Genomic DNA, 12,875 nt, shown 5'->3' with positions numbered 1-12,875 from the left:
GCGCGTGCCTTTCCTACTGGATGCCCCGCTTTAGAAGGCGAAGACAAGGGCTTTTTCGCGTCAGATTCCCGCGACCTTGACCACCAGATCGGCCAGCCGCTCGGCGGCATCGAGCCGCCCTGCCCCCTTCGCGGCCCCGGCCATGGCGGCGAGGCGCGCGGGCTCGGCGGCGAAAGCGGAGATTTCGGCGGCAAGGCGATTGGAGGTGAACTCGGCCTGCGGGATGCGGATCGCGCCGTCCACCTTGACCAGCACGCCGGCATTGGCGAACTGATCCTGGTCGATCGAGCCTGGCAACGGCACCAGGATCGAGGGCCGCCCGATTGCGGCGAGTTCGGCCACCGTGCCGGCGCCTGAGCGCGACACGATCAGATGGTTGGAGGCGAGCCGCGCCGGCAGATCCGTGAAGAACGGCGCGAGCTCTGCCGTGATCTTGAGCTTGTCATAGACCGCGCGGACGCGGGTCATGTCCTCGTCGCGCACCTGCTGGGTCAGGACGAGCCGGCTCCACAGCGCGGGCTCGAGCCGCTCAATCGCGCCCGGCACGATATCGGCCATGATGCGCGCGCCCTGACTGCCGCCGACCACGAGCAGCCGCAGCGGTCCGTTCACCTCGGGCGCGGCATATGGCGCAGCAGCGGCTGCAAGGACCGTGGGCCGCATCGGGGTGCCAACCGTCGTGGTCTTTCCAGAGAGCGCCGGATCGCGGTCGAGCACGCCGGGCAAGGAGGTCGCGATGGCGCGCACGTGGCCCGACAGGAACCGGTTGGCGCGGCCCAGCACCGCGTTGGCGTCGTGGATGATGCCGGGCACGCTGGCAAATTTCGCCGCGACCAGCGGCGGCAGCGTCGGGTAGCCGCCGAAGCCGACGACGGCGACGGGCTTCAAGCGCTTGATCAGCGTGTAGGCCGACAGCGTGCCGGCCACGAGCGTGAGCCCGGCATAGGCGAGCTGAAACGGATTACGGCCGCGCGCGGTCTCGCTCCTGACGACGTCGATCATGTCCTTGCTGAACAGTCCGCCATAGCGCAGCGCGCGCTCGTCCGTGACGAGGCGGATGCGATAGCCGCGCCGGATCAGTTCGACACCGAGCGCCTCGGCCGGAAACAGATGGCCGCCGGTGCCGCCCGCGGCGAGAAGAATCAGGGGGGAATTGTCCATGGTGGAAGCGTTTTACAGGCTGTCAGCGGTCATTGCGAGCCGCAACGACGGTGCTCGCCCCCCCGGGCGCAGTGCGCCGCCTTTCGGCGCGGTGCGCTGCTGAACCGGGGCCTATCGCCGCAGTCGGGGTCCTAGCTCTGCGCTCGGCTTGTCCCGGACACGGGAGCGGCTACGCGTAACTCCGCATCGCGTCGGCGTGGCCGCTCGCCTCAACCTCGGTGCGTGGGCGCAGCCGCGTCAGCGCCAGCATCATGCCGACGCCATAGGCCAGCGACACGATCGAGGAGCCGCCATAGGAGATGAAGGGCAGCGTCATGCCCTTGGCGGGGATCAGCTGCAGGTTCACCGACATGTTGATCGCGGCCTGCACGCCGAACAGGATGGCGAGCCCTGAAGCTGCAAAGCGCGAGAACATGTCCTCGGTGGCATAGGCGCGCGACAGCGTGCGGACGACGACGAAGGCAAACAGCGTCAGCATCGCGAGGCACAGGATGATGCCGAACTCTTCGGCGGCGACCGCGAACACGAAGTCGGTGTGGCTATCCGGCAGGCTGCGCTTGGCGATGCCCTCGCCGGGGCCGAGCCCGAACCATCCCCCGTTGTAAAAAGCTTCCATGGCGGTATCGACCTGGAAGGTGTCGCCGGAGGCCGGGTTCATGAAGCGCTTGATGCGGCCGGCGACATGCGGGACGAACAGATAGGCACTGAACAGGCCGGCCGCACCGAGACCTGCGAGGCCGAACACCCAGATCATGCGCATGCCCGCGATGAAGAACAGCGAGCCCCACACCATCAGGATCAGCATGGTCTGGCCGAAGTCCGGCTCCATCACCAGCAGCGAGACCAGCATCAACAGCAGCACCAGCGCCATCGAGGTCGCCGGCATTTCCGGCCGCTTGGTCGATTCGGCGAAAAGCCAGGCGGCGATGACGACGAACGAAGGTTTCGCGATTTCGGAAGCCTGGATGTTGACGCCGAGCAGCGTGATCCAGCGCCGCGAGCCCTTCACTTCGGGGCCGATCGCCAGCGTCAGCACGATCAGGATGATGCTGGCCGCGAAGATGATCAGGGCCGAGCGGCGGATCGCGCGCGGCGACAGGAACGACACGCCGAGCAGCACCAGGCAGGACGGGAGGAGAAACAGCACGTGGCGGCTGAAGAAGTGGAAGGGATCGAGCCCGATGCGGGTCGCAACCGGCGGGCTCGCCGCCAGCGACAGGATCACCCCGGTCAGCATCAAGGCCAGGATCGCGCCCATCAGCGGCTTGTCGACGGTCCACCACCACTCGGAAAAGGGGGTGCGTTCTTCACGGGAGAGCATGGCGGCCGCTTTCGGACAGAGGTCCGTTCATTGGTCGCCGAGGTTGGTTACCGGAGGGTTAAGGGAACGCGGATGATTGGGAGATGATCTCCGCTGCCGTCACAAAACACCGTCATGCTCCGGCTTGACCGGGGCATCCAGTACGCCGCGGCCTCTCGGCTCGAGCTGGATATCTGGAATGCTGGGTCGCCCGGTCAAGCCGGGCGACGACATGGGAGCGCGAATGCCCGCTCACACCACCGGCTTCACGCCCGGCAGCGCCTGCACCAGATCGCGGAACTTGGTGCCGCGTATCTCGAAGTTGCGGTACTGGTCGAAGGAGGCGCAGGCGGGTGACAGCAGCACGACTGCATCTTGCAGGCCTGAGGCGTCAGCATCGCGCGCGGCGTGCTCGACCGCGACGTCCAGCGTCCGGCTGATCTCGTGCGCGACTGTGCCGAGCGTGCCGGAAAATTCCTGCGCGGCTTCGCCAATCAGATAGGCTTTTCGGATGCGCGGGAAGAAGCCGGTGAGGCCAGTGATCCCGCCTGCCTTCGGCTTGCCGCCGGCGATCCAGAAAATGTCCACAAAGGACGACAGCGCATGCGCCGTGGCGTCGGCGTTAGTGCCCTTGGAGTCGTTGACGAACAGCACGTTGCCGCGGCGGCCGACCTGCTCCATGCGGTGCGCCAGACCGGGAAAGCTGCGCAGGCCGTTCTGGAGCACATCGAGACTGATGCCCATCGCGAGCGCGGCGGCGGCGGCGCAGGCCGCGTTCTGTGCGTTGTGCTGGCCGCGCAGCGAGCCGATGCCGCCGAGCTTTGCGACCTCGCTGCGCGCACCGCCCGCCGTGCGCACGATAGTGCCGTGCTCGACATGGATGCCGCTCGCGAGCGGATTCCTGACCGAGATACGCACGACGTTCTTGCCGGCGCGGTCGAGCCGGTCCGCGATATCGCGGCAAAAGCCATCATCGACACCGACGATCGCGGTGCCGCCCGCCTGCACGCCGGCAACGAGGCGCTCCTTCACCGCCGCGTAATGCGCGATGGTGCCGTGACGGTCGATGTGGTCCTCGCTGATATTGAGCAGAATGCCGACGGAGGGATCGAGCGAAGGCGTGAGGTCGATCTGATAGGACGACATCTCGATGACGTGGACGCGGCCCATGCCTGGCTGCTCCAACGACAGGATCGCGGTGCCGATATTGCCGCCCATCTGGGTATCATAGCCGGCCACCTTGGTGAGATGCGCGATCAGCGCCGTCGTGGTCGATTTGCCATTGGTGCCGGTGATGGCGACGAACGGCGCATCCGGTGCGTGCCGCCTGCGCTCGCGGCAGAACAGCTCGATGTCGCCGATCACCTCAACGCCCGCTTCGCGCGCCTTCAGCACGCTCCAGTGCGGCACGGGATGCGTCAGCGGCACGCCGGGCGCGAGCACGAGGGCTGCGAAATTTGTCCAAGAGACGTTGCGCAAATCGGCGGTGATGAAACCGGCCTGCGCGGCCTTGGCGACGTTCTCTGCATTGTCGTCGGCCGCGATCACCTCGGCGCCGCCGGCCTTCAGCGCATGGCAGGAGGCGAGCCCCGAACCGCCGAGGCCGAACACCGCGACGGTCTTGCCGGCAAAGGACGTGACGGGGATCATGATCGGACCCCTGTCATTCCGGGGCGACGCGTTAGCGTCGAGCCCGGAATCTCGAGATTCTCTGGTGCGCAATTGCGCACCATAGTTCTCGCTTCGCGAGCCCCGGAATGACGGCAAAATTGAAACACGGCGACCATCATCACCGCAGCTTCAGCGTCGACAGGCCGGCGAGCGCCAGCATCACCGAGATGATCCAGAAGCGGATCACGATCTGCGGCTCGGTCCAGCCCAGCTGCTCGAAATGGTGATGGATCGGCGCCATCCGGAAGATGCGCTTGCCCGTGAGCTTGAACGACACCACCTGCACAATGACGGAGACCGCCTCCAGCACGAACAGTCCGCCGATCACCGCGAGCACGATCTCGTGCTTCACCGCGACCGCGATTGCTCCCAGCATGCCGCCGAGCGCGAGCGAGCCGGTGTCGCCCATGAAGATCGAGGCCGGCGGCGCGTTGAACCAGAGGAAGCCGAGGCCGGCGCCCAGCAGCGCGCCGCAGAGCACGGCAAGCTCGCCGGTGCCGGCGACATATTTGATCTGGAGATAATCGGCGAACACCGCGTTGCCGGCGAGATAGGCGATCATCGCAAAGCTCGCGGTCGCGATCATCACGGGAACGATGGCGAGGCCGTCGAGACCGTCGGTGAGGTTTACCGCGTTGCCGGCGCCGACGATGACGAAGGCGCCGAAGACCACGAAAAACCAGCCGAAATGCAGCACGGTGTCCTTGAGGAAGGGAACGGTCAGCGCGGTCGAGGCGGGATCGCGGTTCAGCCGCACCAGGGCGTAGCAGGCCACCAGCGCGATCGCTGCCTCGATCAGCAGGCGAAGCTTGCTGCCGAACCCGGTCGTGGTCTGCTTGGTCACCTTGAGGTAGTCGTCATAGAAGCCGACGAAGCCGAAGCCGAGTGTCACCGCGAGCACGATCCAGACGTAGGGGTTGAGCGGATTGGCCCACAGCACGGTGCCGACCGTGAGGCCGGACAGGATCATCAGCCCGCCCATGGTGGGCGTGCCCTTCTTGGCAAGATGCGATTGCGGACCATCGCTGCGGATCGGCTGGCCCTTGCCCTGGCGGATACGTAAGTGATCGATGATCCAGGGCCCGAACAGGAACACGAACAGCGCGCCGGTGACGACGGCGCCGCCGGTGCGGAAGGTGATATAGCGGAAGACGTTCAGGAAGGTGCGAACGGCACCGAAGCCCGGAAATGTGTTGGAGAGCTCGATCAGCCAGTAAAACATTCAGTCGGTCCTATGGCGCCTATGCACGCGGTCTTGGCCTTGGTCCCGGCCTCAACCTGCCTCGGCGCGCATTCGCTGGTGTTCATCATGGGTCGGGCGACCTCTGGGGAGACCGGACGGCCTTGCGCCGCAAAGGGTGGGATTCGGGAACAGCGCCTTCCAAGCAGTTTACGCCTTTGCCTGCAAGGCGGCCACCAGCCCCGGCACAAACTTGTTGACCCAGAACATCTTCTTGCTGCCCTTGACAACCACGACATCGCCCGCCCTCAGCAGATTTGCGACCTCGTCCGGCTTCAGCGTGGCGGGATCGTGGTGCCATCCGAGGCCCTTGCCCGATGGCAGCACGTCGTAGAGGTGGCGCATCAGGGGGCCGACGCAGTAGACCCCGTCAATACCGTCGAGATGCTTGGCGAGGGCGGTGTGATAATCGCGCGCATCGTCGCCCAGCTCCAGCATGTCGCCGAGCACCGCAACGCGGCGGCCGCCGGTCACGTTGCGCGCCTGGAGGCTTTGCAACGCGGCAGCAACGCTGGCCGGATTGCCGTTGAAACTGTCGTCGATCACGGTGATACCGCCGACCGCCTGCTCGACGCCGCGGCCGGTCATGATGCCGACCCGGTCGAGCTTGATCGCCAGCGTCGCCGTGTCGAGATTGGCCGCACGGGCCGCGGCGAGCGCGGCCAGCGCATTCTGCACGCGGTGCGGCGCGCCCGGCGTCAGGCTGAAGGCGATCTCTTTCTTGCCGATCATGGCCACGACCTGCCAGCTCTCGCCATGCGGGGCGTGCGCGACCTCGTGCACCTCGGCTTTGTCGCCGAAGCGTACGACCTTGCCCTTCCAGTCGGGCGCCTTGATCCCGGCCGGCAGCACCAGCACCCCGTTCTCGGACAGGCCGAGCGCGATCGACACCTTCTCGCGTCTGATGGCGTCGAGCGAGCCGAGTTTTTCCAGATGCACCGGCTGGACGTTGACGACCAGCGCGACGGTCGGCCGCGTTAATTCGCTGAGCCGCGCGATCTCGCCTTTCTGGTTCATGCCCATCTCGACGACCCAGAGGCTGGCGTTGGGCCTGGCGTTGCACAGCGTCAGCGGTACGCCCCAGAAATTGTTGAAGCTCGAGGGGCTCGCATAGGCATTCGGGTAGGCCGCCAGAAATTCCTTGGTGCTGGTCTTGCCCGCACTGCCGGTAAGTCCGATGACCGGTCCCTTAAAGCGGGCGCGCGCGGCGCGCGCGAGGCCCCAGAGCCCATCGATCAGCGTATCCTTGACAACGATCTGCGGAATGCGAATTCCCGTGATCTCGTGCGGCACGATCATCGCGACCGCGCCGGAGGCTTCCGCCTTGTCCGCGAACTCCCAGCCATCGCGCGCACTGGCAAAGGCCGAGACGAAGCCGCCGCTCGGCGTGCCGCTCAGCGCGACGAACAGGCAGCCCGGCTTCACCAGCCGGCTGTCCTGGGTGACGAAGTCGATCGGCGTGTTCGGGAACGCTCCGTCCGCGCCCAGTGCGCGCGCCACTTCGGCAACCGTCCATATCGGCGCGCTCATGCAACCCTCGACGCTAATGCGGCGGCAACCGCCTCGTGATCACTGAAGGGCAAGACCTCGCCGCCGACGATCTGCCCGGTCTCGTGGCCCTTGCCGGCGATGAGCAATGCATCGCCATCCTGCAATTCCTCGATCGCCGCGCGGATCGCAGCGGCACGATCACCGATCTCGCGGGCGCCCTTGGCGGTGGCGAGGATTGCGGCGCGGATCGCTTCCGGCTTCTCGCTGCGCGGATTGTCGTCGGTGACGATAACGCCATCGGCGTTCTCGGCAGCGATCTCGCCCATGATCGGCCGCTTGCCGGCATCGCGATCGCCGCCGGCACCGAACACGACCACCAGCCGACGCTTGGCATAGGGACGCAGCGCCTGCAGCGCCTTTGCCAACGCGTCGGGCTTGTGCGCGTAGTCGACAAAGATCGGCGCGCCGTTGCGCTCGCCGACGCGTTCAAGCCGGCCCTTGGCGCCTTCAAGATGCTCCAGGCTCGCGAATACGTCGGCCGCATCGCTGCCGGTGCCGATCGCAAGGCCGGCCGACACCAGCGCGTTCTCGATCTGGAATTCGCCGACCAGCGGCAGCCGGATCGCATGGCGCTTGCCGCGATGTTCGACCGTAAGCTTCTGCGAGAAACCTTCGACGACGGCTTCGGTGAGACGGATGCCCTCGCCTGCCCCGTCGCCGTTGCGGCCGACCGCCATCACGCGCAGGCCACGCGATCTTGCCGCGCCGATCACTTCCGCCGAGCAATCATGATCGGCCGAGATCACCGCCGCACCATCAGGCGGCACCAGCTCCCGGAACAGTCGGAGCTTCGCCGCGAGATAATGCGCGACAGTCGGATGATAATCCATGTGGTCGCGGGAGAGATTGGTGAAGCCGCCGGCGGCGACGCGCACGCCATCGAGGCGGTACTGGTCGAGCCCGTGCGAGGACGCTTCGAAGGCGAGATGTGTGACGCCCTCGCGTGCGATCTCGTCGATCTGCCGGTGCAGCGCGATTGGGTCCGGCGTCGTCAACGAGCCGTAGACCGTGCGCTTGGGCGAGACGAGGCCGATGGTGCCGACGCTGGCGGCGGCATGTCCCAGCCGCTCCCAGATCTGGCGGGTGAAGGCTGCGACCGAGGTCTTGCCGCTGGTGCCGGTCACCGCCGCGATGGTTTGCGGCTGGGCGGGGAAGAAACGCGCCGCGGCCAGCGCCAGCGCGCGGCGCGGATTGACAACCGTGATGAACGGCACCTTGCTCCCCTCGGGAGCATGATCGCCGACGACGGCGAGCGCACCTGCGGCAATCGCAGCATCGATGAAACGTGCGCCGTCGGTCTTGCTGCCCGCAAGTGCGAAGAAGAGATCGCCCGGCCTGACCTGACGGCTGTCGAACGCAAGGCCGGCCACCTCGAGCGCCGCGACGGCGGGGTCGATCGCGGCGTCATTGCCTAGGAGTTCACGCAGCTTCATGGTCTTCCAGTCGACATGCCGAGCCGGAGAGCCGAAGCTTCGGAAAAGCCCCGACTCAGCAGCGGCGATGGCCCCCGTTGATTACTGGGTTGTCCTGGATGCTGCAAGAATAAGGCGGTCCGCAGGCGGCAGGTCGAACCGCGGCTCGACGCCCAGAAGCGGCGCGATCCGCTCGATCACCTTGCCGCCCGTCGGCACCGCGTTCCAGCCCGAGGTGATGAAACCCTTCGTTTCAGCAATAGCCTGCGGCTCGTCCAGCATGATCAGGATCTGATACTTCGGATCGTCGCATGGCATGATCGCCGTGAAGGAATTGAGCACACGCTTCTTGGCGTAGCGGCCGTTGATGACCTTTTCGGACGTGCCGGTCTTGCCGCCGACATAGTAGCCCTTGACGTCCGCGGTCTTGGCGGTGCCGATTTCGGCATTGAGCCGCATCAGGAACCGCATCTTGTCGCTGGTCTCCGTCTTGATGACGCGCTTGGCCATGGCCGCGGCCTCGGACTCGCTGCGCTTCATGAAGGTCGGCGGAATCAAATAGCCGCCGTTCACCAGCGCGTTGATTCCCATCACCGCCTGGAGTGGCGCCACCGACATGCCCTGGCCGAACGCGATGGTGACCGTATTCAGCTCGCCCCAGCGTCGCGGCACCAGCGGAGCCGCACTCTCCGGCAGTTCGGTGCGCAGCCGCGACAGCTGGCCCATCTTGGCGAGGAACGCCTTGTGCGCCTCCACACCCTGGCTCAGCGCGATCCGCGCAGCCCCGATGTTGGACGAGTAGGTGAACACTTCCTTGGTGTTGATGAAACGTCCGAGCGGGTGGCTGTCGTGGATGGTGAACTTGCCGTAGTGCAGGTTTCCGCGCGCGTCCCACGACGTGTTCAAATTGATCTTTCCGGAATCGAGCGCCATCGCCAGCGTGAACGCCTTGAAGGTCGAGCCCATCTCGTAGACGCCGGTGGTCAGGCGGTTGATGCGGTCAGGGTCGTGCGCTTCCTTCGGATTGTTGGGATCGAAATCCGGAAGGGACACCATCGCCACGACCTCGCCGGTCTTGACGTTCGAGATGATGCCCGAGGCGGCCTTGGCGTGGAACTTGTCCTTGGCCTTCAGAAGCTCGTCCCGCAGCGCATGCTCGACGCGCAGATCGATCGAAAGCTCGATCGGCTTTTGCAGCCGGTCTGTGGCAAAGCCGGCGCGGTGGAGATCGGCGAGGCCCTGATTGTCGAGCCACTTCTCCATGCCGGCGATGCCCTGGTTGTCGATGTTGACGAGACCGATGAGGTGGGCGACCTCGTTCCCAGTGGGATAGACGCGCTTGTTCTCGCGCAGGAAGCCGATGCCGGGAATGCCGAGCTTGTGAATGGCTTGCTGCTGCTTCGCAGTGACCTCGCGCTTGAGCCAGACGAAGCCTTTGCGCGTCCTCAGGCGCTCGCGCACCTCGGCCTCGTCGAGATCGGGCACGGTCGCGGTGAGAAGCTCGATCGCCTCGTCCTTGTCGATGATGCGGCGCGGCTCGCCGAACAGGCTCGCCGCCTTGACGTCGGTCGCAAGGATGGCGCCGTTGCGGTCGACGATGTCGGGGCGTGCGGTCGCAACCACCTCCTGCGCCGCGGCGCGGCGTGCGCCATGGGCATCCGCGCCGATCGCAAACATCACGAGCCGGCCGCCGATCAGGGCGTAGACGGAGGCGAAGGCGAGCATCGCCAGTCCGACGCGCGCGCGCGCCTTCGCCGCGCGGTCGACATTGCGCCCGTAGAGCAGGCTGCGGATCAGCCGCTGGCGCCAGGGTTCCGTGAGTTTGGCCGGAGTGGCAGCGCTCATTGCTTGTCCTCGGACTGAGGCACGGAGCCGGTCACGTTGTCAGGATCGCTGGCGGCTTCGATGGTGTTGAGCATGGCGCCGATCGGATCGGGCTCGCCCGGCCTGAACATCCGCGGCGGACGTTCCGGTAGATTCTTCAGCGCATCATATTGCGTGCCGTTGACCGGCTTGAGCTGCAGATGCCGGTCGGACAGGCCCTGCAGCCGGTGCGGCGCATCGAGCTTGGCCCATTCGGACCGCAGCGAAGCGATCGCGTCGCGCTGCTCGCGGATCTCCGCATGCAGCCGCAGCACCTTCTCGGTGCGCGCCGTGGAGTCCATCTTGATCCGGTAGACATAGGCCGCCGCGAAGATCAGCGCGCCGATGACGAGAAGGTGGATGATGCGCATGCGCTAGCCGCCCCTCAGCACGTCGGAGAGCTTAGGCCAGGACGATGGCTCGCCATCCTCATGCGCCGGCGCGGAGGTACGCTCGGCTGCGCGCAGTTTTGCGGAGCGTGCGCGCGGATTGTGCGCGACTTCGTCTTCACCGGCGACCACGGGCCGCCGCGTCAGCAGCTGGAAGCTCGGCGGAACCTGCGCCACTTCCGGCAGATGCCGCGAGCCGCCGCCGGTCTTCGAACGCTCAGAGAGGAAATTCTTGACGATGCGGTCTTCCAGCGAATGGAACGAGACCACGACGAGGCGGCCACCCGGCTTGAGCACGCGCTCGGCCGCGGCCAGCGCGGCCTGGAGTTCCTCGAGCTCTTCGTTGACGAAGATGCGCAGTGCCTGAAACGTCCGCGTCGCCGGATGGATGTCGCCGGGCTTGGAGCGCACGATCCTGCCGATGAGATCGGCGAGCGCGCGCGTGGTCGTGAACGGGGTCTCCTGCCGGTCGGCAACGATGGCGCGGGCGATGCGGCGCGACTGCCGCTCCTCGCCGAGGAGATAGATGATGTCGGCGAGATCGCCTTCCGAGGCGCGCGCGACCACGTCGGCCGCAGTCGGCCCGGCCTGTCCCATCCGCATGTCGAGCGGACCGTCGAGACGGAAGGAGAAACCACGAGCGGCCTGGTCGAGCTGCATCGAGGACACGCCGACATCCATCACGACGCCATCGACGCCATTGAGCCCTTGCGCCGCGCAGACCTCGGCCAGGTTGGAGAAGCGGTCCTCGACCAGGGTCAGCCGGCCCGCCGAGCGTTCGACCAGTTCGGCGCCGCCCGTAATCGCTGTGTGGTCGCGGTCAATGGCAATGACCCGGGTTCCCGGCACGTCCAGGATCGCGCGGCTATAACCGCCGGCGCCGAAGGTGGCGTCGATATATATGCCGCCCTCGCGCGGGGCGAGATGGGCGACGGCCTCGCGGCCAAGAACGGGGATGTGCGGAGCCGAGCTCATGCGCCACGCCGGCCGAAGGTCCAGCCTGACGTCCAAACGAGATCGGGGACGAACAAGCCCATAACGCCTCGAATCATTCCGCGTCGCGGCGGTTCCACGACAAAGCCCCAGTCCAGCATGGTTACCGAAGCCGGTCGTCCCGGGCTGCAAACCCAGTGTTGCCAGTGGAATTTGTCGGGCAGCCATGGGATTTCGAGCCAAAATACGCTTTGGCCGCCTCCGGGCACGGGTCGGCTCTTCATCCCTCAGTAACGGCCCTTAGCGTTAAGAAAGCGTTGATCGGCTCGTGACAAGACAAAAAGGTGCGGCGGCGGTGATGCTTCATCCACACACATGCGCCAAAATGCATCCGTTAACCGCGCCGCGCGATTGCGCACGGTGGAGGGTAAAGGAATAGTAAAGAGAAGGGCTTGGCCCGTTCTCGTTCGACTTGAGTTGTCTATGCCGCCGTCCGGTTCGTCCACACCGTCTGGATCTGATTCGAAGCGCCAACGCGTTCTCCCGGTTCCCAAGGCCGCGGCGAACCTGCGGACGTTTGAGCCTGACTCCTCGATCGTCTCCGACATCATCCCCTCGCCGAACCATGGCGAGCGCAACAAGGGACGGCAGCCCGACATGATCGTGCTGCACTACACTGGCATGCCCGATGTCGAGGGTGCGCTGGCCCGGTTGTGCACCGCCGGCACCGAAGTCTCGGCGCACTACGTCGTGCTGGAGGACGGCCGCATCGTGCAATGCGTGCCCGAGACCAGGCGGGCCTGGCACGCCGGCGTCTCGTCCTGGGCCGGCGAGGACGACATCAATTCCTGCTCGATCGGCATTGAGATCGTCAATCGCGGCCATGACTGGGGCTATCCCGAGTTTCCGCTGCGCCAGATCGCCGCCGTGATCGCGCTGTGCCGCGGCATCATGCTCCGCCGCAAGGTGCCGACCCACCGCGTGCTCGGCCATTCCGACGTCGCGCCCGCGCGCAAGAAGGACCCCGGCGAAAAGTTTCCGTGGCACTCGCTGGCCAATTCCGGCGTCGGTCACTGGGTCACGCCCGCCCCTGTCGTGCGCGGCGAGACCCTGATGCTCGGCACCATCAGCGACGAGGTGCTGGGTTTGCAACAGGCGCTCGCCAGATACGGCTACGGTGTGCCGCTGACAGGCAAATACGACGCTGCGACCATGGAAGTCGTCACCGCCTTCCAGCGCCATTTCCGCCCGGCGCGGCTGGATGGTGTCGCGGACCACTCGACGCTGTCGACCCTGCAGGCGCTGCTGGCAAGCTTGCCGGCGGAGGGGACGGATGTTGCGTCGAAGTAATAGTG

10 protein-coding genes are annotated in these 12,875 nt (G+C 66.1%); 1 reads left to right on the top strand and 9 read right to left on the bottom strand.

Features of this window, described 5'->3' with window-relative positions; all coding sequences use genetic code 11:
• Window positions 1–60: 60 nt before the first annotated feature.
• From murG to rsmH, 9 genes are all read right to left on the bottom strand, one after another.
• Window positions 61–1,161, bottom strand: a complete 1,101-nt coding sequence (murG, locus tag IVB28_RS06095) for an undecaprenyldiphospho-muramoylpentapeptide beta-N-acetylglucosaminyltransferase (RefSeq protein ID WP_247525127.1) — start codon at window positions 1,159–1,161, stop codon at window positions 61–63.
• Window positions 1,162–1,330: 169 nt separating this feature from the next.
• Window positions 1,331–2,482, bottom strand: coding sequence for a putative lipid II flippase FtsW (ftsW, locus tag IVB28_RS06090; protein ID WP_247525126.1), 1,152 nt, complete (start codon window positions 2,480–2,482; stop codon window positions 1,331–1,333).
• A gap of 231 nt (window positions 2,483–2,713) precedes the next feature.
• The gene (murD, locus tag IVB28_RS06085) at window positions 2,714–4,111 is read right to left on the bottom strand and encodes a UDP-N-acetylmuramoyl-L-alanine--D-glutamate ligase (RefSeq protein ID WP_247525125.1); all 1,398 of its coding nucleotides are present in this window, start codon (window positions 4,109–4,111) and stop codon (window positions 2,714–2,716) included.
• 139 nt (window positions 4,112–4,250) lie between these two features.
• Window positions 4,251–5,354, bottom strand: coding sequence for a phospho-N-acetylmuramoyl-pentapeptide-transferase (mraY, locus tag IVB28_RS06080; RefSeq protein ID WP_247525124.1), 1,104 nt, complete (start codon window positions 5,352–5,354; stop codon window positions 4,251–4,253).
• Between the two features lie 168 nt (window positions 5,355–5,522).
• Window positions 5,523–6,902 (bottom strand): UDP-N-acetylmuramoyl-tripeptide--D-alanyl-D-alanine ligase, encoded by a 1,380-nt coding sequence (murF, locus tag IVB28_RS06075; protein ID WP_247525123.1) that lies wholly within the window; start codon window positions 6,900–6,902, stop codon window positions 5,523–5,525.
• On the bottom strand, window positions 6,899–8,356 hold the full coding sequence (locus tag IVB28_RS06070; protein WP_247525122.1) for a UDP-N-acetylmuramoyl-L-alanyl-D-glutamate--2,6-diaminopimelate ligase: 1,458 nt from the start codon (window positions 8,354–8,356) through the stop codon (window positions 6,899–6,901). The genes murF and IVB28_RS06070 overlap by 4 nt, the downstream gene beginning before the upstream one ends.
• Before the next feature lie 81 nt (window positions 8,357–8,437).
• Window positions 8,438–10,180, bottom strand: a complete 1,743-nt coding sequence (locus IVB28_RS06065) for a penicillin-binding protein 2 (protein ID WP_247525121.1) — start codon at window positions 10,178–10,180, stop codon at window positions 8,438–8,440.
• Window positions 10,177–10,569 carry a hypothetical protein gene (locus IVB28_RS06060; RefSeq protein WP_247525120.1) on the bottom strand — a complete coding sequence of 131 codons (393 nt, stop codon included), beginning with the start codon at window positions 10,567–10,569 and terminating at the stop codon, window positions 10,177–10,179. The genes IVB28_RS06065 and IVB28_RS06060 overlap by 4 nt, the downstream gene beginning before the upstream one ends.
• A gap of 3 nt (window positions 10,570–10,572) precedes the next feature.
• The gene (rsmH, locus tag IVB28_RS06055) at window positions 10,573–11,562 is read right to left on the bottom strand and encodes a 16S rRNA (cytosine(1402)-N(4))-methyltransferase RsmH (protein WP_247525119.1); all 990 of its coding nucleotides are present in this window, start codon (window positions 11,560–11,562) and stop codon (window positions 10,573–10,575) included.
• Window positions 11,563–12,003: 441 nt separating this feature from the next.
• Here rsmH and IVB28_RS06050 point away from each other — a divergent pair, with 441 nt between their 5' ends.
• A complete protein-coding gene (locus tag IVB28_RS06050; protein ID WP_247525118.1) occupies window positions 12,004–12,870 on the top strand; it encodes an N-acetylmuramoyl-L-alanine amidase in 867 nt (288 codons plus the stop codon).
• Window positions 12,871–12,875: the final 5 nt, after the last annotated feature.

Source organism: Bradyrhizobium sp. 199, assembly GCF_023073355.1.
Lineage (GTDB): Bacteria > Pseudomonadota > Alphaproteobacteria > Rhizobiales > Xanthobacteraceae > Bradyrhizobium.
The sequence above is the reverse complement of the archived record's forward strand: the minus strand, read 5'-3'. Positions and strand labels throughout refer to the sequence as shown.